Genomic DNA, 21,102 nt, shown 5'->3' on the forward strand with positions numbered 1-21,102 from the left:
TCGTTGACATTGCTATTTCAATTTGGTAATTTATTTATAGAATTAGCACTCGAGTTAAGTGAGTGCTAACAGAGGTGATGTTGAATGCTTACAGAACGTCAGTTGTTAATCTTGCAAGTAATCATTGACGACTTTATCCGCTCTGCGCAACCAATTGGTTCGAGAACATTGTCTAAAAAAGAAGGTATTTCCTTTAGTTCAGCGACAATCCGTAACGAGATGTCTGATTTAGAAGAACTTGGTTTCATCGAGAAACCACACACTTCCTCTGGAAGAGTTCCATCTGAAAAAGGATATCGGTACTATGTGGATCACCTTTTGTCACCTGAACATCTTTCTAAGCAAGATATAACAGAAATTAAGTCGCTTTTTCGAGAACAAATTTTTGAACTTGAAAAAGTTGTACAAAAGTCTGCGCAAATTTTATCGGAATTAACAAAGTATACATCGATTGTGCTTGGACCAGCTTTCCAACAAAATCGACTCAAACGTCTACAAATCATTCCGATAAGTCAAGATAAAGCAGTCGCCATCATCGTGACAGACACTGGACATGTAGAGAATCGTACGATTACGTTTCCTACATCGATGGACCCGTCTGATTTAGAAAAAATGGTTAACATTTTGAATGAACGCTTAGTAGGGGTGCCGTTAAGTGACCTAATTAATAAGCTATACAAAGAAGTAGCTATCTTACTACGCTCGCATATTAGCAACTATGAAAATGTGATGCAGTCATTAAGCACGACTCTTACAATGGATGAACAAGATAAGATTTTCTTTGGCGGTAAAACAAACATGTTAGCACAACCAGAATTTAATGATATTAATAAAATCCGCTCCCTTTTACTTTTAATCGATCAAGGGAAAGATTTATACCATCACTTAAGGTCGAAAGAAGAAGGAATACAAATTAATATTGGTAGTGAAAACAACATTTCCGGTATGGAAAATTGCAGTCTAATAACGGCAAGCTACTCGTTAGGGCCAAAACAATTAGGAACAATCGCCATTTTAGGCCCTACACGAATGGAATACTCAAGAGTAGTAAGCTTACTACAACTAGTAAGCCATGACCTCTCCAATGCCATGACAAACTTGTATCAAAAAGATTAGCGTTGGAGATATTGTTAAAGGGAATTTAAACAGGCAATGGCGCTATTGAACAATTAGCGCTGCGCCTGATCTTTTAAGGGAGGTGAAACGATTGACTACAAATAAAGACAACGTAACAGTGGAAGAAACAAACGAACAAGAAGTACAAGAAGAAATCATCACTGAAGAATTCACTGAAGAAGTAAAGGAAGAAGCTCCAGTTTCTAATGAAGAAGAAAGTACTTCTGCACTAGAAGAACTTCATTCAAAGTTAAACGAGTCTGAAAACAAATACTTACGTCTACATGCAGACTTTGATAACTTCCGTAGAAGAGTAAGATTAGATCAAGAAGCGACACAAAAATATCGTGCGCAAAACCTTGTAACAGACATTTTACCAGCATTGGACAACTTTGAACGTGCTCTTAAAGTTGATTCGGAAGATGAACAAATTAAAACGTTTCTACAAGGAATGGATATGGTATATCGCCAGTTAATGGATGCCTTGAAAAACGAAGGTGTTGAAGTAATTGAAGCGGTAGGTCAATCATTCGATCCACACTTACATCAAGCTATAATGCAAGTGGAGGAAGAAGGAGTAGAACCGAACACTGTCGTGGAAGAGTTCCAAAAAGGATACAAACTTAAAGATCGAGTAATCCGACCTTCCATGGTAAAAGTAAGCCAATAAAGGTTCAGATTAACGACCTACATATAAATTAACATGCAGATTTTAGGAGGAAGACCAAATGAGTAAAATTATCGGTATTGACTTAGGCACAACAAACTCTTGTGTTGCTGTACTTGAAGGCGGCGAAGCAAAAGTAATTCCAAATCCAGAAGGAAACCGTACAACACCTTCCGTTGTATCGTTTAAAAATGGAGAGCGCCAAGTAGGGGAAGTAGCTAAGCGTCAATCTATTACAAACCCAAACACAATTGCATCTATTAAACGTCACATGGGTACTGACTATAAAGTGGAAATGGAAGACAAGCAATATTCTCCACAAGAAGTTTCAGCTATTATTTTACAACACTTAAAAAGCTATGCAGAAGACTATCTAGGAGAAAAAGTAACAAAAGCTGTTATTACAGTGCCAGCTTACTTCAATGATGCAGAGCGTCAAGCGACAAAAGATGCTGGTAAAATTGCTGGTTTAGAAGTAGAGCGTATTATTAACGAGCCTACGGCAGCTGCATTAGCATACGGTTTAGATAAAATGGAAGAAGACCAAACAATTCTTGTTTATGACTTAGGTGGCGGTACGTTTGACGTATCTATCCTTGAGTTAGGAGACGGAGTATTCGAAGTTCGCTCAACTGCTGGTGACAACCGTCTAGGTGGAGACGACTTTGACCAAGTTATTATTGATTATTTAGTAACTGAATTCAAAAAAGAAAATGGCATTGATCTTTCTAAAGATAAAATGGCACTTCAACGTTTAAAAGACGCTGCTGAAAAGGCGAAAAAAGATTTATCTGGTGTAACTAGCACGCAAATTTCTTTACCATTCATCACTGCTGGTGAAGCTGGTCCATTACACTTAGAGTTAACATTAACTCGTGCTAAATTTGATGAAATCTCCTCTTCATTAGTAGAACGTACAATGGGGCCTGTTCGTCAATCATTAAAAGATGCAGGTATTTCTGCTTCTGAACTTGATAAAGTTATACTTGTTGGTGGATCTACTCGTATTCCAGCAGTACAAGAAGCAATTAAACGTGAAACTGGTAAAGAACCACACAAAGGTGTAAACCCTGATGAAGTGGTTGCACAAGGTGCAGCAATTCAAGGTGGAGTTTTAACTGGTGATGTAAAAGACGTTGTATTACTTGACGTTACATCTTTATCATTAGGTATTGAGACAATGGGTGGAGTTTCTACAAAACTTATTGACAGAAACACGACAATCCCTACAAGTAAGTCTCAAGTATTCTCAACTGCTGCAGACAATCAAACGGCTGTAGACATTCACGTTCTTCAAGGTGAGCGTCCAATGGCTGCAGATAACAAAACACTAGGTCGTTTCCAATTAGCAGATATTCCACCAGCACCACGCGGAGTACCTCAAATTGAAGTTACATTTGATATCGACAAAAATGGTATCGTTAACGTACGTGCAAAAGACTTAGGCACAAATAAAGAACAAGCAATTACAATTAATACTGCAAGTGCATTAACGGAAGAAGATATCCAACGTATGGTTCGTGAAGCTGAAGAAAATGCAGAAGCAGATAAAAAGCGTAAAGAAGAAGTTGAACTTCGTAACGAAGCTGACCAACTAGTATTCCAAACAGAAAAAACGTTAAAGGATCTAGAAGGTAAAGTGGAAGAAGCAGAAGTGAAAAAAGCAGAAGCTGCGAAAGATGAGTTAAAAGCTGCTATCGAAAAGAATGAGCTTGAAGAAATTCGTACAAAGAAAGATGCTCTTCAAGAAATTGTTCAACAGCTTACAATGAAACTTTACGAGCAAGCTGCACAAGCTCAGCAAGCAGCTCAAGGTGCTGAAGGAGCACAACAAGGTTCAACTAACCAAGACGACAACGTTGTAGACGCTGAATACGAAGAAGTAAACGAAGACAAGAAGTAAATCAAGAATTAAAGAAAGTCAAAGTTACCTTTGGCTTTCTTTTTAATGTAATGCTCTTTGCTCTGTAAAAACATATAGTAGATTTATTATACTATTCAGCAGTTGATTGGAGCGCAAGTCGTAGACTCCTGCGGGAAAAGCGGGGAGCGGGAGACCCCGCAGGCGCGAATGCGCTGAGGAGGCTCCCGGCCCGCCCGCGGAAAGCGGAGACTTGCGCGGAGATCAACAGCGGTGATAAATAGAATCTAATATAAAGAATGATAAAACGTACAAAATATAAAAGCATAAACTATCATTGTGGAATCTAATACTTTTATTGCAAAGTCTATTTAGTAGATGATACAATTACCTTTATGTGAATAAAACGGGAGTGGGTATGAATGAGTAAACGTGATTACTATGAAGTACTCGGCGTTAGTAAAGGCGCTTCAAAAGACGAGATAAAAAAATCGTATAGAAAGCTATCCAAACAATATCATCCAGATATTAATTCAGCGCCAGATGCTGCAGACAAATTTAAAGAAATTAAAGAAGCATACGAAGTATTGAGCGACGATCAAAAGCGTTCGCACTACGACCAATTCGGTCATACTGACCCTAATCAAGGATTCGGTGGTTTTGGTGGTGGAGCAGGTGGCTTCGGTGGCTTTGAAGATATTTTCGAAACATTTTTCGGTGGCGGTGGTGGTAGACGTCGCGATCCGAACGCACCTCGCCAAGGAGCAGATTTACAATATACAATGACGCTTTCTTTTGAAGAAGCAGCTTTCGGAAAAGAAACAGACATTGAGATTCCAAGAGAAGAGTCATGTGATACATGTAGCGGTACAGGAGCCAAACCTGGTACGAAGGTAGAAACATGTTCACATTGTCGTGGAACGGGGCAAGAAAGTATTGAACAAAACACGCCATTTGGACGAATTGTTAATAAAAGAACTTGTAGTAAATGTCAAGGGACAGGTAAATCTATACCGCAAAAATGTTCGTCATGTCATGGTGCAGGCAGAATTAAAAAACGTAATACAATTAACGTGAAAATCCCTGCAGGTATTGATGATGGTCAACAACTACGCATCTCCGGTAAAGGGGAAGCAGGTATTAACGGTGGACCTCCGGGAGATCTATATATTGTTTTCCACGTACGCTCACATGAATTTTTCGAGCGTGATGGCGATGATATTTATTGCGAAATGCCGATTACCTTTGCACAAGCAGCTCTAGGTGACGAAGTTGAAGTACCAACACTTTCAGGAAAAGTAAAGCTAAAAGTTCCAGCTGGTACACAAACTGGTACGAACTTCCGTCTAAAAGGAAAAGGTGTTGCAAACGTAAGAGGTTATGGACATGGTGACCAACATATTAAAATTAGAGTGATTACTCCTACGAAATTAACTGAAAAGCAAAAGCAATTATTAAGAGAATTTGCTGATATTAGTGGTCAAACGCCGGATGAACAAGACGCTGGATTTTTTGCGAAAGTAAAACGTGCCTTTAAAGGTGAATAAGAAAGGATTGAGTTGGTAGATGAAATGGTCTGAAATTAGCATCCATACAACAAATGAAGCGGTAGAACCTATTTCCAACATATTACACGAGGCAGGTGCAAGTGGAGTCGTTATTGAGGACTTATTGGACTTAACAAAAGAGCGTGAAGATATGTTTGGAGAAATCTATCAACTTGATCCAAAAGACTATCCAAATGAAGGTGTCATCATTAAAGCTTACTTACCAGTCAACAGTTTTCTTGGAGAAACAGTCGACGGCATTAAAGAAGCAATCAATAATTTACTTGTATTTGATATTGATCTTGGTTTAAATGAAATTTCTATTAGCGAAGTTAATGAAGAGGAGTGGGCAACTGCTTGGAAAAAGTATTATAACCCGGTAAAAATCTCTGAAAAATTCACTATCGTTCCTACATGGGAAACTTACGAGCCTGTAAGCTCTGATGAGAAAATTATTGAACTTGACCCAGGGATGGCGTTTGGTACTGGTACTCACCCTACAACAGTATTATGTATTCAAGCATTAGAAAGAACCGTGCAAGATCAAGATAAAGTAATTGATGTTGGTACTGGATCTGGTGTTTTAAGTATTGCGGCAGCTATGTTAGGTGCTCAGGATGTACAAGCACTAGATCTGGATGAAATAGCGGTAGAAGCGGCCAAACTTAACATAAAGCTAAACAAAGTTCATTCAGTTGTTACAGTTAAACAAAATAACTTACTAAACAATGTTGAAGGACCTGTTAACGTTGTTGTTGCCAATATTTTAGCAGAAGTTATTTTACGCTTCACAGATAAAGTATTCGAAGTATTAGAACCAGGAGGAACATTTATCTCTTCCGGTATCATTGCGACGAAAAAACAAGAAGTAAAAGATAGTCTATTAAAAGCAGGCTTTGTCATCGAAGAAACAATGATGATGGAAGACTGGGTTGCTTTTATTGCTAGAAAGAAATAAATATAGGCAATGTTAAAGTTAAGTGTTGATATTTAATAACTTCTAGCTGTTGATTTCCGTGCAAGGCGGAGACTCCTGCGGGAGAAGCGGGGAACGGGAGACCCCACAGACGCGAATGCGTAGAGGAGGCTCCCGGCCCGCCCGCGGAAAGCGAAGCCTTGCACGGAAATCAACAGCGGTTTATATCACAACCAATCTTAAATAAACTTTCAAGGGCGTGTATTTGATGCAACGTTATTTTGTAAACAAACAACAAATAAATGAACAAACTATTTCAATTATTGGAGATGATGTTCATCATATTACACGCGTTTTACGAATGAGTGAAGGTGACGAAATCTTATGTAGTTGCCAAGAAACAAAAAGAACAGCACATTGTAAAATTGCTGAAATTTCCAATGAACAAATTACAGCTCATGTTGTAAAATGGATAGAGGCAAATTCAGAATTACCAGTGAAGGTCACGATTGCGAGCGGGTTGCCTAAAGGGGATAAACTAGAATTGATTATCCAAAAAGGTACAGAACTAGGAGCTGAAAGCTTTATCCCTTTTAATGCTGCTCGTTCTATTGTAAAGTGGGATGAAAAAAAGGCAGGCAAAAAAGTAGAACGTTGGGAGAAAATCGCGAAAGAAGCTGCAGAGCAATCACATCGCGTGACAATTCCTACAATTAACGCCCCTTTTAGCTTTAAACAATTATGTGATGTTAGCACACAATACGATAAAAAAATCGTTGCATATGAAGAAGAAGCAAAACGTGGAGAGAAATCGGCATTTGCAAAAGTTCTTTCTGAAATGAAAGCAAACGAATCAGTTCTTATTGTTTTTGGACCAGAAGGCGGTCTTACAGAAAAAGAAGTAGGAGTGTTAACGGAACTTGACTTCGTTAGCTGTTCTTTTGGCCCGAGAATTTTACGTACAGAAACGGCTCCATTATACGGACTTGCCGCTATTTCTTACCATTTTGAATTAATGTGAGGTGAATTCAATGGCTACTGTAGCATTTCATACATTAGGATGTAAAGTAAACCATTACGAGACAGAAGCAATATGGCAGCTATTTAAAGCAGATAGCTATGATCGAGTAGAATTTGAAAATCAAGCAGATGTATATGTCATTAATACTTGTACAGTAACGAATACTGGAGATAAAAAAAGTCGTCAAGTGATTCGTAGAGCTATTCGTAAAAACCCTGATGCAGTCATATGTGTAACTGGTTGTTATGCACAAACATCTCCTGCAGAAATATTGGCAATTCCAGGCGTTGATATTGTAGTCGGTACACAAGACCGTACAAAGATGCTCGAGTATATTGAACAATACAAACAAGAACGTCAACCGATAAATGGTGTAGGGAATATTATGAAAGCTCGTGTATACGAGGAATTAGATGTACCTGCATTTACGGACCGTACACGCGCTTCTTTAAAAATACAAGAAGGTTGTAACAACTTCTGTACGTTCTGTATTATTCCTTGGGCACGTGGTTTAATGCGTTCTCGTGATCCTAAAGAGGTAATTGCTCAAGCTCAACAATTAGTAGATGCTGGCTACAAAGAGATTGTTTTAACAGGTATTCACACAGGCGGATACGGTGAAGACATGAAGGACTACAATTTGGCAATGTTACTTCGTGATTTAGACGAGCAAGTGAAAGGTTTAAAACGTATTCGTATTTCCTCTATTGAAGCAAGTCAAATTACCGACGAAGTAATTGAAGTATTAAAGTCTTCGGATAAAGTGGTACGTCACTTACATGTGCCTTTACAGTCAGGATCAAATACGGTGTTAAAACGTATGAGACGTAAATATACGATGGAATTTTTTGGTGAAAGATTAGACCGCTTAAAAGAAGCACTTCCTGGACTTGCTGTAACATCCGATGTTATAGTTGGATTCCCTGGTGAGACTGAAGAAGAATTCATAGAAACGTACAATTTTATTAAAGAACACCAATTCTCAGAACTACATGTTTTCCCTTATTCAAAACGTACAGGTACTCCGGCAGCACGCATGGAAGATCAAGTAGACGAAGAAGTGAAAAATGAACGCGTACATCGCTTAATTGCATTATCTGATCAATTGGCGAAAGAATATGCATCTAACTTTGAGAACCAAGTGTTAGAAGTAATTCCAGAAGAAGAGTACAAAGAAAAACCAAACAGTGGTTTATATGTAGGATATACAGATAACTACTTAAAAGTTGTATTAGAAGCTACTGAAGAAATGGTAGGTAAACTAGTACGAGTTAAAATTACGAAAGCAGGCTATCCATTTAATGAGGGCCAATTTGTCCGCGTAATGGATGACGAAGATGAAACGGTACAAGAGAGTGTAAAATTAACTTCATAATGATAACAGATTAAAGTGTCCAATTTTTATTGGGCACTTTTTTACATTGTGGGTTAATTTGCATTTTTATCAATTAATTGTTACATGATGAGCTAAATAACAAAACATATATCGTGGAAAACTTTAAAAAGGTTATACATTTTAGTACTACACAAATTAAGTAGGACATGTTATGATGTTAGAGGTCAGACAACTTAACATATATTTTCGGTAACACGGAAGGAGAAACAAATTATGAATGAAGCAGTAGCAAATATAATAGATCATACAATACTTAAAGCGGATACAAAAAAAGAGCAAATTGAAAAAGTATGCCTAGAAGCAAAAGAATATAACTTTGCATCTGTATGTGTTAACCCTACTTGGGTAAAATTGAGTGCAGAACTTTTGAAAGATAGTGGTGTACAAGTTTGTACTGTAATTGGTTTTCCATTAGGAGCTAATACGCCAGAAGTAAAAGCGTTTGAAACAACAAATGCAATTGACAATGGTGCAACAGAAGTAGACATGGTTATTAATATAGGTGCTCTAAAAGATAAAGATGATGAGCTAGTTGAGCGTGACATCCTTGCAGTTGTAGATGCTGCTAAAGGCCGTGCATTAACAAAAGTAATTATAGAGACTTGCCTATTAAACGAGGAAGAAATCGTTCGTGCTTGTAAGTTATCGGTAAAAGCTGGTGTTGATTACGTGAAAACATCTACTGGTTTCTCTACTGGTGGAGCAACAGTTAAGGACGTTTCATTAATGCGTCAAACAGTAGGCCCGGAAATTGGAGTGAAAGCTTCAGGTGGAGTTCGGGACGCAAAAGGAGCACAAGAAATTATTGCAGCTGGAGCATCACGCATTGGAGCTAGCGCAAGTATTGCGATTGTAACAGGCGAAACATCTGATAGTGATTATTAATATTCAAAAAATCCTGTAGGAGTTCCTGCAGGATTTTTTACGTTTTATGAACTTTAAGGATAAAGCTAGCGAACTGTTTTACAAAAGGTAAAACAACAATTGAACAAAGTACATTAAAGATGACGCTAGAGTGTGCAAGTTGCAAATCAGGACTTGATGTGAGCCCGCTAACAAGACTGCTTAAATAAGGAATCAGGGGGATAAAAAGCAAAACTCCTCCTACGTTTAACCAAATGTGAGCATAAGCAGCCAATCTTGCCTCTCTCAAACCACCCATACTCGCTAGAAAAGCCGTAACACAAGTTCCAATGTTAGCTCCAAGCATAATGGCTATTCCTGTCTGGATGGTTAGAACATCGTTATTTAAAAAACTCATACTTATTCCTGTAGTGGCTGTACTAGATTGTATAATAGCAGTAAGAATAGTACCGAGTAGAACACCCATAACATATTGTTCATTTGTCCATATAAGTAAGTTTTCCACAGCTGGGATGATAGAAAGTGGCAAGGCTAAAGTTTCAAAACCATTCATCGCAACAAACAAGCAGCCTAGACCAAACATAGTGGCGCCTATACTAAATAATATTTTTTTATTCATAAGCATAACAAATGCACCAATAATTAAAAGAGGTACAACGAACTCTTCTATCCGAAATGTAATCAATTCTGCTGTAATAGTTGTTCCGATATTCGAACCTAACATAATGCCTATAGACTGATAAAAGCTTAAATAGCCGGCTGCCACTAAACCAATCGTAATTACCATTACCGCCGAACTACTTTGTAATACCGCGGTAATCAGAGCACCTGCAACTAATCCTTTAAGAGGATGATTTGTAAACTTTAGTATATATGTTTTTAGCTTATCTTCAGATAAATGAGATAAACCTGTCCGCATTACGGTCATGCCGAACAAAAAAATTGCTAAATAAACTGCAAATAACGTTATAATGGAAAACAAAGCAACCACCTCTTTAAGAATATATGGTAAGAGGTGGACAAGAATGACAAAAATATAAGGGGATTTGTATGAGGACTTTTACGAATAAAACAGTGATGCATAGTTATCCTGGTATGGTGGCACTAGTCACAGCTACATGGGAAGGAAAAACAAATGTTATGTCTGCTGGTTGGCACACTTACATTTCATATGAACCATCCATTTATGGCGTAGCAATAGCAAAAGAAAGATATACCCATCATTTAATTGAAGGATCAAAAGAGTTTGCGGTAAACTTTGTTTCGGCTCAATATGCTCATTATATTCAGCATTTTGGTAGTAATAGTGGAAAAGATGAAAATAAATTTGAGGCTGTCGGGGCAAACTATGAAAAAGGTAAAACCGTACGAGCACCTATATTAAATAATGCTTATGTAGCATACGAATGTAAAGTGATGGACCAACAAACATATGGTGACCACGATTTCTTCGTTGGCGAAATAACAGGGTTTCATAAAGATGAAAACCTGTTTCAACCAAACGGTTTACCCAACTTTAATGAAATTTCTATACCACTGTATTTAGGCAGATCGCAATACTTAATTGGAAATAAGCAAAGCGAGATTATCGACTTATATAATAGTGATAAACGGGAAACATCTTGATAATTGTTGACCTCTCTTAGTGAATATATTATAATTGCTAAGTACATGTTCTATACATGTTTTTTGGCGTGTAGGAATATGTTGTTGAAAATGTTAGTGGTTGTTCTGGAGGGAGGGAAACAGAATGTCTAAAACTGTTGTTCGTAAAAACGAATCTTTAGAAGATGCTCTTCGCCGCTTCAAACGATCAGTTTCTAAAACTGGAACGTTACAAGAAGCTAGAAAGCGCGAATTCTATGAAAAGCCTAGCGTAAGACGTAAGAAAAAGTCTGAAGCTGCTAGAAAGCGTAAATGGTAAAAAGAGGGTGTAAGTAATGAGTCTTCTCGAACGTTTAAATACTGATATGAAGCAAGCGATGAAAGAGAAAGATAAAGAAAAACTTTCTGTCATCCGTATGATAAAGTCTGCTTTGCAAAATGAAGCAATTAAGACAAAAAATGATTTGTCCGAAGACGAAGAACTTACTGTTTTGTCTCGTGAATTAAAACAACGTAAAGACTCCCTCCACGAATTTAAAAAAGCCGGTCGTGACGACTTGGCAAATAAATTACAAGCGGAAATTGTTATCGTTGAACAATACATGCCTGCTCAGCTTTCTGAAGAAGAAGTTTCTGAAATTGTTAAACAAACTATTTCAGAAGTTGGAGCTTCATCTAAAGCAGAAATGGGCAAAGTAATGGGCGCGTTAATGCCTAAAGTAAAAGGCAAAGCAGATGGAAGCTTAGTAAACAAATTAGTACAACAACATCTTTCATAAAAAAACAAAAATAGCACCTTGCAAATTTGTAAGGTGCTATTACCATTCCTATTTCTATTTTGAATCATCTGTATAAACATACAACCTCAACCTAACAAAAAAATACATACAAAATTGAAACTTAATGCTTTTCTTTGCGTATTACTTAATGGGAATGGTAATCATACTAAATAGTGTAACGTGGAGAGGAGGATTTTATGAGAAAGTATCTTCGACTAGGATCAATTATTTCTATATTATTGGGTGTTATTTTACTTATACCATCTTTGTTACCTTCTAAAACTAGTGGGGCAGAACCTGTCGTGCATGTAATCCCAGTCCATGACACAGTGGAAAAGGGATTATACAAATTTTTAGAACGAGCTATAGAAGATGCAGAAAAAAATGGCGCAGACTTAATTGTTTTAGATTTAAACACTCCAGGTGGTACTGTTGACTCTGCAAAAGAAATTGCTCGTCTATTAAATCGAACGACTACGCAAACTGTTGCATATGTAAACACTTGGGCAATTTCAGCTGGAGCATATATCGCACTTTATGCGGACAAAATATATTTTGCCCCTGGTGGTAATATGGGATCAGCCGCGGTTATCGAACAAACTGGTAATGCTGCAGACTTAAAATCACAAGCAATGTGGTTCACTGAAATGACTACAGCAGCTGAGCTTACAGGAAGAGACCCGCTATATGCACAAGCTATGACAGATCCAGAAGTTGATGCTCCGGAAGTTGGTGCACCAAAAGGAAAGTTATTAGCGCTAGGTCCTAACACAGCGTTGGAAGTAGGCTACTCAGAAGGAACAGCTGCTAACCTAGATGATCTATTAGCACAGTTAGGTTATGAAAATGCACAAATAGTTATAGCTAAAGTATCTTTTGCAGAAAACCTTGCACGCTTTATTGCTAACCCTATTGTTGCTTCTATTTTAATCTCAATTGGATCTCTTGGCTTAGTATTAGAGTTGTATTCCCCAGGCTTTGGGATTCCGGGTGCAATGGGAATCAGTGCTTTATTGCTATTCTTCTATGGTCATTTAGTTGCCGGCTTAGCTGGTATGGAAACATTGTTATTATTCCTTATAGGGATTATCCTCGTTGTTTTAGAAATATTTGTTCCAGGAGGTATACTTGGAATAATTGGTTTAGGAGCAATCATCACCAGCTTCTTCTTAGCAACAGACGATGTGGCTCAAATGGGTATTTCTTTACTTTTTGCAATGACAGTAACAGTTGTTGCAATGGTTATAATATTTAAAGTATTCGGTAAGCGTATACGAGTGTTTGACCGTCTAGTCCTTAGAGATTCAACAAATACCGAACGAGGTTACATCTCCAACGTTTCTAGAATAGAACTTGTTGGTCAAGAAGGAGTAACCCTAACTACGTTACGCCCTTCAGGTACTGCTATTTTCAATGAAGAGCGGGTAGATGTAGTGACGGAAGGTAGTTATATTGAAGCGAACAAACAAGTAAGAGTTGTGAAGGCAGAAGGGTCTCGAGTTATCGTGAGAGAGATTCATTCTTCAAAATAAATTTTTAAATAGGAAAGGTAGGCAAAATGATGAACGATCCAACTACATTAATTATTCTTTTAGCAGTAGCACTAGGTATTATCTTCTTTGCTGTATTATTAACATTTGTTCCAGTTATGCTGTGGATTTCCGCACTAGCAGCTGGCGTACGAGTAAGTATTTTCACTTTAGTAGGGATGAGATTACGTCGTGTAATTCCTAGTCGTGTAATTAATCCGTTAATTAAGGCACATAAAGCTGGTTTAGATGTAACAACAAACCAACTTGAGAGTCACTACTTAGCTGGTGGTAACGTGGACCGTGTTGTAAACGCACTAATCGCAGCACAACGCGCAAACATTGAATTAACTTTCGAACGTGCAGCAGCAATTGATCTTGCTGGTCGTGACGTATTAGAAGCGGTACAAATGTCCGTTAACCCTAAAGTAATTGAAACGCCATTCATTGCCGGTGTTGCGATGGACGGAATTGAAGTTAAAGCGAAAGCTCGTATTACGGTTCGTGCTAACATTGAACGCTTAGTTGGTGGTGCTGGTGAAGAAACAGTAGTCGCTCGTGTAGGTGAAGGTATTGTTAGTACAATCGGTTCAGCTATAGGCCATAAGAAAGTTCTTGAAAATCCAGATATGATTTCTCAAACTGTTCTTGCAAAAGGATTAGATGCTGGTACAGCATTCGAAATCTTATCCATTGATATTGCGGATATTGATATCGGTAAAAACATTGGTGCAGAATTACAAACAGACCAAGCGGAAGCAGATAAGAAAATTGCCCAAGCAAAAGCGGAAGAGCGTCGTGCTATGGCCGTTGCTCAAGAGCAAGAGATGCGTGCTCGCGTAGAAGAAATGCGCGCGAAAGTTGTGGAAGCAGAAGCAACAGTTCCACTTGCTTTGGCAGAAGCATTACGTTCTGGAAACATTGGTTTTATGGATTATATGAACATTCAAAACATTACTGCGGACACTGATATGAGAGATTCTATTGGTAACCTAACGAATAATAACTCGGAAGATAAAAAGAAATAAGTTCGACCAAATAAGGACTTCTAATTAGAAGAAGGGAGGTTCACTCCTTTTGGGAATTTTTGAAAACTTGTTATCCAACCCGATTCTCTTGTTTATAATAGTTTCTTTTCTGTTTAGTATGTTTAGGAAAAAGAACCAAGATTCAAGACAACAACAAGAGCAACAGCAGGAATATGACAATATTGATGATTATTTTGAAGAGGTTCCTGCAAAAGATGATAAGAAGCGTGAACGTGATTGGGACTTTGATGTTTTTTCAGAAAAAGTCGAAGAGTGGGAGAAAAAAGGACGAGAAACCGTATCGTCGTATATCGAACCTAAACCACAACCTAATAAACAAGACACGTTTCTATCAATGCGCGAAGATCTAAAACGCAAACAGAATGAAATGAAGAATTATGAAATCGCTGGTGATAGTCCAATTTTACAAGGTGACCTGAAAAGGTCTGAAGGTATCGTTAGTCGTGCTAGTAAAATAACTACTAAAGAAGTAGTGGACGGTGTAAAATGGGCGGAAATCCTTGGCCAACCAAGGTCGAGAAACCCATATAAGCCGATATATCAGGAAAGATTTCGAGCGAAATAATAGTTTTAAAAGAGTTGTGTCCCTGTGGATGCAGCTCTTTTTTTGTATTGGTAACATATCAGGTTAGATTGAAACACTAGTATTGTGAATTGAAACAGAACAAGCTAGAAATAAAGTAGCGGTTCAGGATTGAAACACCAAGTACAGAAATTGAAACACAACCGGGTAAAATTGAAACACAAGTCATAGAAATTGAAACACAACTAGGTAAGATTGAAACACAAGTAGTGAGGATTGAAACACAAGAGACTAGAAAAAGAGAACTGATTCAAGTTTGAAACACAACCAAGTAGAATTAAAACACAAGTTGAAACAGAACAAAGGTTATCCATCACAAATAAGTGAAAGAAAACTACTCAAATTTAAATTAATCATATTAAAGCAAACTTACCAATACCTATAACAAATTCCCCCATTAAATTTAGTGATAGAAACCCCTTTTCAAACATAAACATGAGATGAAAGGGGGTTTTTCCATGCTCAAAAAATTCCGCTCACGAATGAACAATTGGTTAACTAAAAATATGGAATTACCCGCGGACGTTATGATGGATCTGCCGCGTATAACAATGATTGGTCAAATACATATATATATTGAAAATCATAGAGGATTATTAACTTTTTCAGACACAGAATTACGTCTACTTCTCAAACAAGGACAACTACTTGTAAAAGGAGAAAATTTTGTTATTAAAACAATCTTGCCAGAAGAAATTTTACTTGAAGGGAAAATACACCAAGTTGTTTATTTATCTGAATAACAACGGAACAAATTAGGGGGATATAAGTCAATGAAGAATCAATGGACAAACTTTTTTTCAGGCTCCGTCAAAATAATTATTCACGGTAAAGGGGTAGAGCGATTTCTAAATGAATGTACCCGAAAAGGAATTTCTATTTGGACAGTCAAGAAACTTGGTAGTGAAGCATACACTTGTTATATTTTATTAAAAGATGTTCATCATCTACGTGCACTAATTAAGAAGCATGAATGCTCTTTTCGATTTTTAACTAGGAAAGGTTTTCCTTTCCTAGTGCAATACTCTATAAAAAATCTTGGCATTATCATTGGGTTAGCTCTATTTCTTGTTTCGATATTCGTTCTATCAAATATGGTCTGGAGTATTAACGTTAATGGTGCAAACCCTGAAACAGAGCACAGGATTAATCAAGAATTGACCAAGCTAGGGGTAAAACCTGGAAAACTTCAATTTTTTATTAAAGATGTGGAAAGTATTCAACGATATCTTACAGAAACAATCGAAGAAATAACATGGATTGGTGTGGAGTTAAATGGGACATCCTATCATTTCACTGTAGTAGAAAAGAACGAACCGGAAAATATTACAAAACCTAGACCCCAACATTTAGTTGCAAGAAAAAAAGCGACAATCACAAATATGTTTGTTGAAAAAGGACAACCAATGGTGGAAATTAACCAATATGTAGAACCGGGGCAAATTCTTGTCTCCGGGCTTATCGGTAGAGAAGAGAATACGAAAGCAATTGCTGCTGAGGGTATTGTTTTTGGTGAGACTTGGTATGAACAAACTGTTAACATTGAGCTAGAAGACAGACTAGGTGTTTTAACAGGCAATTCATACCATAAGCATTATGTTGCTTTTGGGAATTTACCAATTAAAGTATGGGGATTTTTTAAACCAGAGTTTACACAAATAAAAGAAGACGAAATCATTAAACCAGCTTACTTCTGGAAATGGAAATTACCAATATCTTATAGAAAGAAGTCTCTATACGAAAAGGAAAATATACAAATAATATATACGGAAGAAGAAGCGGTAGAGAGGGCGCTTGAAAAAGGGAAAGAGGATTTAAAGAAACTTTTAGAAGAAGATGCAGTGATTAAAGGTCAAAAAGTTTTGCACCAAACAGTAGAGAATGGTAAAGTAAAATTAATCATACATTACCAAGTTGTAGAAAATATAGTAAAAAAGCAGCCTATTGTTCAAGGAGACTGAGTAATGACAGAAGAATTAGTCATGATGAAACAACAAGTAGAAAATCCAAATGAAGCTATTGCGTTATTCGGGAATCAAGATGCTCATTTAAAAATATTAGAAGATGAGCTAAACGTTTCCATTGTAACGCGCGGTGAATCATTAAATGTATCCGGAGAATTAGAAAACGTTGAGTTAGTGGACAAAATAATACATCAATTAATTCAGGTAATACGAAAAGGTGTCTCGATATCAGAGAGAGATATTTTGTATATTATTCAACTTGCAAAAGAAAACAACATTGATTCCTTTTCAGAACTGTATGAAGAAGAAATTACAAAAAACTTAAAAGGTAAGCCAATCCGAGTCAAGACTCATGGTCAGCGCCAATATGTGGCTGCCATTAGAAAAAATGACCTTGTATTTGGAATTGGGCCAGCTGGTACAGGGAAGACATATTTAGCCGTAGTAATGGCAATTAGTGCTCTAAAAAATGGTCAAGTAAAGCGTATTATTTTAACAAGACCAGCAGTAGAAGCAGGCGAAAGTTTAGGTTTTTTACCTGGAGATTTAAAAGAGAAAGTAGATCCGTATCTAAGGCCATTATACGATGCGCTCCATGATGTTTTTGGTAGTGAGCATACACAACGTCTTATAGAACGTGGAGTGATAGAGATTGCTCCATTAGCGTACATGAGAGGTCGTACACTAGACGATGCATTTGTTATTTTAGATGAAGCTCAAAATACGACACAAGCTCAAATGAAAATGTTCTTAACGAGATTAGGATTTGGCTCTAAAATGGTTATTACAGGGGATGTATCCCAAGTTGACCTACCAAAAGGTGTTAAATCCGGGTTAGCGGTCGCTAAAAACATCCTATCTGGTGTGAAAGGAATTACGTTCATTACATTGGACCAATCAGACGTAGTTCGTCATCAGCTAGTTGCAAAAATTATTAATGCATACGAAACATTTGAAAAAGAATAATTGAAAATATCTAACCGATTAATTGTATTATACACCTCAGAAAAAGCCCCTTGTCTTTGGGGCTATTTAACTTTATTTCAGGGTACTTCGGAAAAGGGGGGAATAATGATGAGCCGAAACAATAAAGAATTTTATACATACTTAAACAAATTTAGAAAGTTAAAACTTTATCCTATCGTTCTTTATTCTTTATTATCATTAGTACTATTTGCCATGATGTATAACAATGTTACACCTGAAAAAATGAACGTTAAAATAGCCGAAAGAGCCGAACAGACTATAAGAGCTCCACAAAATACAATAGATAAAGAAAAAACGGAGGCATTACGTAATGAAGCTGCGAATGCTGTAGAATCTGTTTATGAAAAAGAAACAGATAAGCCATTTATGCAAGCTGAAAAAATACAAGCCCTTTTTGAGTCAATTGTTAGTGTGCAGAACGAAGCTCTTAGATTAGAATCACAACAGCAAACAACGGTAGACGGGGAAGAACCTGCAGAACCAATAGTTGTTACAGAATCTGATAAGCTTGATATGCTAAAGGGAAAATTAAGAACAAGGCTTGGAGATGAGTGGAATAACGATTTCAAAATAGCTGATGAGGAATTGGTAGTTCTAATCAATGCGAGTACAGAGCAGCTTTCTGTCATTAGTAACGCAACGGTTACAGCAATGCATAATGCAATGCAAAAAGATATACTGACACCTACTGAGTTGGAGAGTGCTAAGACTAGTCTTGAAAGAGAGATGGGATACACGGTTGTTCCTGGGGATAGGGATAATCAAATACGCACCGTTGGAGTTAAAATTGGAACCATGAGTGTTGTTCAAAATAAATTTTTTGATTCCAAATTAACGCAAGAAAAAAGACAAGCTGCTCGTGATGCGATAGAACCTGTCGAAATAGCAGCTGGTCAAATCCTAGTCCAAAAAGGAGACACTATCACTAGAGAAATTTATCGACAATTAGAAGTGGTTGGTCTATTAAATGCTGACAGATCCTTTACGCCATATATTGGTCTTAGTTTATTAATAGGATTAATAATTTCCAGCTTGGTTTATATTTTTCATGTAAAAGATACGACCAACTTGCAAAAAAATAATAGTTATTTAACGATGTATATTCTCATCTTTACGGTAACTCTTATTTTAATGAAGGTGATCGCTTTATTTCAGCAATTCGATGGAGCAGCACAAATTGGTTTTATTGCACCAGTTGCAATGGGAGCAATGCTTGCGAAAATTTTAATAAACGAGAGAGTTGCTATCCTAACTAGTATTATATTAGGGCTTTGTGGAAGTATTATATATAATGAATTCCCTGGAACGATGAACTATACGATAGGAACTTATCTAACTGTTTCTGCTATCGCTGGAGTGTTATTTTTAAGTCAACATAACCGTAGATCAACCATCCTACAAGCGGGTCTATTTATTTCACTCATTAACATAATTACTATTGTTGCTTTGTTAGGAATAAAAAATAGCAACATATTTATGGTGAATGGCCTAATTAACTTAGGTACTAACCTTACCATGGCTATTGGTTCAGGTATTGTTGCCGCGGTTTTAACAATTGGTCTTTTACCATTCTTTGAAGTAGGATTTGGGATGTTATCAACGATGAAATTACTAGAACTTTCGAACCCGAATCATCCCCTGTTAAGAAAAATATTGATGGAGGCACCTGGTACGTATCATCATAGTGTTATGGTCGCTAACCTTTCAGAATCAGCATGTGAGTCTATTGGTGCAAATGGATTGTTAGCGAGGGTGGCGGCTTATTATCATGATGTAGGGAAAACGAAGAGGCCTGGTTATTTTATAGAAAACCAGATGGGTGGAACAAATCCACATGATAAACTTCCTCCACAAACTAGTAAGAATATCATTATCGCACATGCAACAGATGGGGCAGAAATTTTGCAAAAACATAATATACCAAAAGAAATAGTAGATATTGCAGCTGAACATCATGGGACAACTTTGTTAAAATTCTTTTATTATAAAGCGAAAGAACAGAATGAAGAACTAGATGAAAAGGAATATCGTTATCCAGGTCCAAAAGCTCAAACGAAAGAAGCTGCTATTGTAGGAACAGCTGATAGTATTGAAGCGGCAGTAAGATCATTAAATAGCCCTACACCTGAGAAAATTGAATCTATAGTTAAATCAATTATTAAAGACAGATTACAAGATGGACAATTTAGTGAATGTGATTTAACTTTTAAAGAATTAGAAATAATGACAAAATCTTTTTGTGAAACACTCTCAGGAATATTCCATTCTAGAATTGAATATCCAGATGACAAAAAGGAGAATGAAAACTAATGTTACACATCGATATGTATGATGAAACAGACTCATTAACAGAACAACAGTTAGAGGCAGTAAATGAGCTTTTAACGTTTGCTGCTACTCAAGAAAATCTACAGCCTGATGCAGAAGTATCTGTTACATTCGTATCAAATGAAAGAATTCAAGAAATAAATAAAGAATATCGCCAAAAAGATAAGCCAACGGATGTCATTTCTTTCGCATTAGAAGAAATGGGAGAAGGGGAAATAGAAATTCATTATGAAGAAGATGCTCCTTCTGTCCTTGGAGATATCATTATCTCTGTTCCTATGGCAAAGGAACAGGCAGATGATTACGGTCATAGTATAGAAAGAGAAATGGGCTTTCTAGCTATTCATGGTTTTTTACATCTTTTAGGATATGATCACGAAACAGACGAACAGGAAAAAGAAATGTTCGACAAACAAAAGGAAATCTTGGATGCCTATGGACTTAAAAGATCGTAATAAAAATTTTAGAGGCTCTTTAGCGCGAAGTTTTTTATTCGCGCTTGAAGGGCTAACTTTTGTGATAAAAAACGAAAGAAATATAAAAATACATTTAACGCTAGCTATAATAATGATTGGACTATCGTATTTGCTTCAAATAACAAAAATAGAATGGATTATTTTATTTTTGTTAATTGGTGGAATGATAGTGATAGAAATAATTAACACAGCTATCGAAAATGTTGTAGACTTATTTACGAATGAATATCATCCATTAGCAAAAATTTCTAAAGATGTCGCAGCATCGGCTGCATTAGTTTATGCTGTAATGGCATTAGTGGTAGGGGTATTTTTATACACCCCTTATTTAATAGGGTTGTTCAAATAAAAAGAAAATTTAAAATTATTAATTTTTTGTGTGAAAACGGATGATTTATTGGTTCAATTCGTGTA

At 36.8% G+C, this 21,102-nt stretch carries 21 protein-coding genes; 20 read left to right on the forward strand and 1 reads right to left on the reverse strand.

Annotation, left to right across the window (positions count from 1 at the left end; all coding sequences use genetic code 11):
- Nucleotides 1-84: 84 nt before the first annotated feature.
- From hrcA to deoC, 8 genes are all read left to right on the forward strand, one after another.
- Complete coding sequence (gene hrcA / locus CDZ89_RS06470; protein WP_096153333.1) at nt 85-1,116, forward strand: heat-inducible transcriptional repressor HrcA; 1,032 nt, start codon at nt 85-87, stop codon at nt 1,114-1,116.
- Between the two features lie 91 nt (nt 1,117-1,207).
- Complete coding sequence (grpE, locus tag CDZ89_RS06475; RefSeq protein WP_100333399.1) at nt 1,208-1,786, forward strand: nucleotide exchange factor GrpE; 579 nt, start codon at nt 1,208-1,210, stop codon at nt 1,784-1,786.
- Between the two features lie 58 nt (nt 1,787-1,844).
- A complete protein-coding gene (gene dnaK / locus CDZ89_RS06480; RefSeq protein WP_100333400.1) occupies nt 1,845-3,686 on the forward strand; it encodes a molecular chaperone DnaK in 1,842 nt (613 codons plus the stop codon).
- Nucleotides 3,687-4,066: 380 nt separating this feature from the next.
- Complete coding sequence (dnaJ, locus tag CDZ89_RS06485; RefSeq protein WP_096153336.1) at nt 4,067-5,191, forward strand: molecular chaperone DnaJ; 1,125 nt, start codon at nt 4,067-4,069, stop codon at nt 5,189-5,191.
- Between the two features lie 19 nt (nt 5,192-5,210).
- Entirely contained in the window at nt 5,211-6,149 is a 939-nt protein-coding gene (gene prmA, locus CDZ89_RS06490) for a 50S ribosomal protein L11 methyltransferase (RefSeq protein WP_096153337.1), read from the forward strand.
- Nucleotides 6,150-6,375: 226 nt separating this feature from the next.
- Entirely contained in the window at nt 6,376-7,128 is a 753-nt protein-coding gene (locus CDZ89_RS06495) for a 16S rRNA (uracil(1498)-N(3))-methyltransferase (RefSeq protein ID WP_100333401.1), read from the forward strand.
- A gap of 10 nt (nt 7,129-7,138) precedes the next feature.
- On the forward strand, nt 7,139-8,503 hold the full coding sequence (mtaB, locus tag CDZ89_RS06500) for a tRNA (N(6)-L-threonylcarbamoyladenosine(37)-C(2))-methylthiotransferase MtaB (protein ID WP_100333402.1): 1,365 nt from the start codon (nt 7,139-7,141) through the stop codon (nt 8,501-8,503).
- A gap of 234 nt (nt 8,504-8,737) precedes the next feature.
- The gene (gene deoC / locus CDZ89_RS06505; protein WP_096153340.1) at nt 8,738-9,409 is read left to right on the forward strand and encodes a deoxyribose-phosphate aldolase; all 672 of its coding nucleotides are present in this window, start codon (nt 8,738-8,740) and stop codon (nt 9,407-9,409) included.
- Nucleotides 9,410-9,446: 37 nt separating this feature from the next.
- On the opposite strand, the gene CDZ89_RS06510 is transcribed toward deoC, so the two are convergent.
- Complete coding sequence (locus CDZ89_RS06510) at nt 9,447-10,379, reverse strand: Na/Pi symporter (RefSeq protein WP_319830029.1); 933 nt, start codon at nt 10,377-10,379, stop codon at nt 9,447-9,449.
- A 59-nt stretch (nt 10,380-10,438) separates the two neighbouring features.
- Here CDZ89_RS06510 and CDZ89_RS06515 point away from each other — a divergent pair, with 59 nt between their 5' ends.
- The 12 genes from CDZ89_RS06515 to CDZ89_RS06570 all read left to right on the forward strand — a co-directional run bounded on the left by CDZ89_RS06515 (nt 10,439) and on the right by CDZ89_RS06570 (nt 21,037).
- Nucleotides 10,439-11,014 (forward strand): flavin reductase family protein, encoded by a 576-nt coding sequence (locus CDZ89_RS06515; protein ID WP_096153342.1) that lies wholly within the window; start codon nt 10,439-10,441, stop codon nt 11,012-11,014.
- Nucleotides 11,015-11,138: 124 nt separating this feature from the next.
- A complete protein-coding gene (rpsU, locus tag CDZ89_RS06520) occupies nt 11,139-11,312 on the forward strand; it encodes a 30S ribosomal protein S21 (protein ID WP_019242644.1) in 174 nt (57 codons plus the stop codon).
- Nucleotides 11,313-11,328: 16 nt separating this feature from the next.
- Nucleotides 11,329-11,772, forward strand: coding sequence for a GatB/YqeY domain-containing protein (locus tag CDZ89_RS06525; RefSeq protein ID WP_096153343.1), 444 nt, complete (start codon nt 11,329-11,331; stop codon nt 11,770-11,772).
- A gap of 197 nt (nt 11,773-11,969) precedes the next feature.
- On the forward strand, nt 11,970-13,304 hold the full coding sequence (locus CDZ89_RS06530; RefSeq protein WP_096153344.1) for an NfeD family protein: 1,335 nt from the start codon (nt 11,970-11,972) through the stop codon (nt 13,302-13,304).
- A 29-nt stretch (nt 13,305-13,333) separates the two neighbouring features.
- Nucleotides 13,334-14,329 (forward strand): flotillin-like protein FloA, encoded by a 996-nt coding sequence (gene floA / locus CDZ89_RS06535; protein WP_096153345.1) that lies wholly within the window; start codon nt 13,334-13,336, stop codon nt 14,327-14,329.
- 49 nt (nt 14,330-14,378) lie between these two features.
- Entirely contained in the window at nt 14,379-14,915 is a 537-nt protein-coding gene (locus CDZ89_RS06540; protein ID WP_096153346.1) for a hypothetical protein, read from the forward strand.
- 476 nt (nt 14,916-15,391) lie between these two features.
- Nucleotides 15,392-15,676 carry a sporulation protein YqfC gene (yqfC, locus tag CDZ89_RS06545; RefSeq protein ID WP_096153347.1) on the forward strand — a complete coding sequence of 95 codons (285 nt, stop codon included), beginning with the start codon at nt 15,392-15,394 and terminating at the stop codon, nt 15,674-15,676.
- Between the two features lie 30 nt (nt 15,677-15,706).
- Nucleotides 15,707-16,894 carry a sporulation protein YqfD gene (gene yqfD, locus CDZ89_RS06550; RefSeq protein ID WP_096153348.1) on the forward strand — a complete coding sequence of 396 codons (1,188 nt, stop codon included), beginning with the start codon at nt 15,707-15,709 and terminating at the stop codon, nt 16,892-16,894.
- A gap of 3 nt (nt 16,895-16,897) precedes the next feature.
- Nucleotides 16,898-17,863, forward strand: coding sequence for a PhoH family protein (locus tag CDZ89_RS06555; RefSeq protein WP_096153349.1), 966 nt, complete (start codon nt 16,898-16,900; stop codon nt 17,861-17,863).
- Nucleotides 17,864-17,968: 105 nt separating this feature from the next.
- The gene (locus tag CDZ89_RS06560) at nt 17,969-20,194 is read left to right on the forward strand and encodes an HD family phosphohydrolase (protein ID WP_319830030.1); all 2,226 of its coding nucleotides are present in this window, start codon (nt 17,969-17,971) and stop codon (nt 20,192-20,194) included.
- Nucleotides 20,194-20,667: an rRNA maturation RNase YbeY gene (ybeY, locus tag CDZ89_RS06565; RefSeq protein WP_096153350.1), complete on the forward strand. Its 474-nt coding sequence runs from the start codon at nt 20,194-20,196 to the stop codon at nt 20,665-20,667. The genes CDZ89_RS06560 and ybeY overlap by 1 nt, the downstream gene beginning before the upstream one ends.
- Complete coding sequence (locus CDZ89_RS06570; protein WP_227521572.1) at nt 20,648-21,037, forward strand: diacylglycerol kinase family protein; 390 nt, start codon at nt 20,648-20,650, stop codon at nt 21,035-21,037. Before ybeY ends, CDZ89_RS06570 begins: the two co-directional genes overlap by 20 nt.
- Nucleotides 21,038-21,102 lie beyond the last annotated feature (65 nt).

Source organism: Bacillus alkalisoli (assembly GCF_002797415.1).
Classification (GTDB): Bacteria; Bacillota; Bacilli; order Bacillales; family Bacillaceae_I; genus Bacillus_CD; species Bacillus_CD alkalisoli.

Bases quoted from the DNA above. Each gene is read 5' to 3' on its own strand.
- hrcA (WP_096153333.1), top strand. From the start codon at position 85: ATGCTTACAGAACGTCAGTTGTTAATCTTGCAAGTAATCATTGACGAC.
- dnaK (WP_100333400.1), top strand. From the start codon at position 1,845: ATGAGTAAAATTATCGGTATTGACTTAGGCACAACAAACTCTTGTGTT.
- dnaJ (WP_096153336.1), top strand. From the start codon at position 4,067: ATGAGTAAACGTGATTACTATGAAGTACTCGGCGTTAGTAAAGGCGCT.
- prmA (WP_096153337.1), top strand. From the start codon at position 5,211: ATGAAATGGTCTGAAATTAGCATCCATACAACAAATGAAGCGGTAGAA.
- CDZ89_RS06495 (WP_100333401.1), top strand. From the start codon at position 6,376: ATGCAACGTTATTTTGTAAACAAACAACAAATAAATGAACAAACTATT.
- mtaB (WP_100333402.1), top strand. From the start codon at position 7,139: ATGGCTACTGTAGCATTTCATACATTAGGATGTAAAGTAAACCATTAC.
- deoC (WP_096153340.1), top strand. From the start codon at position 8,738: ATGAATGAAGCAGTAGCAAATATAATAGATCATACAATACTTAAAGCG.
- CDZ89_RS06515 (WP_096153342.1), top strand. From the start codon at position 10,439: ATGAGGACTTTTACGAATAAAACAGTGATGCATAGTTATCCTGGTATG.
- rpsU (WP_019242644.1), top strand. From the start codon at position 11,139: ATGTCTAAAACTGTTGTTCGTAAAAACGAATCTTTAGAAGATGCTCTT.
- CDZ89_RS06525 (WP_096153343.1), top strand. From the start codon at position 11,329: ATGAGTCTTCTCGAACGTTTAAATACTGATATGAAGCAAGCGATGAAA.
- CDZ89_RS06530 (WP_096153344.1), top strand. From the start codon at position 11,970: ATGAGAAAGTATCTTCGACTAGGATCAATTATTTCTATATTATTGGGT.
- floA (WP_096153345.1), top strand. From the start codon at position 13,334: ATGAACGATCCAACTACATTAATTATTCTTTTAGCAGTAGCACTAGGT.
- yqfC (WP_096153347.1), top strand. From the start codon at position 15,392: ATGCTCAAAAAATTCCGCTCACGAATGAACAATTGGTTAACTAAAAAT.
- yqfD (WP_096153348.1), top strand. From the start codon at position 15,707: ATGAAGAATCAATGGACAAACTTTTTTTCAGGCTCCGTCAAAATAATT.
- CDZ89_RS06555 (WP_096153349.1), top strand. From the start codon at position 16,898: ATGACAGAAGAATTAGTCATGATGAAACAACAAGTAGAAAATCCAAAT.
- CDZ89_RS06560 (WP_319830030.1), top strand. From the start codon at position 17,969: ATGATGAGCCGAAACAATAAAGAATTTTATACATACTTAAACAAATTT.
- ybeY (WP_096153350.1), top strand. From the start codon at position 20,194: ATGTTACACATCGATATGTATGATGAAACAGACTCATTAACAGAACAA.
- CDZ89_RS06570 (WP_227521572.1), top strand. From the start codon at position 20,648: ATGGACTTAAAAGATCGTAATAAAAATTTTAGAGGCTCTTTAGCGCGA.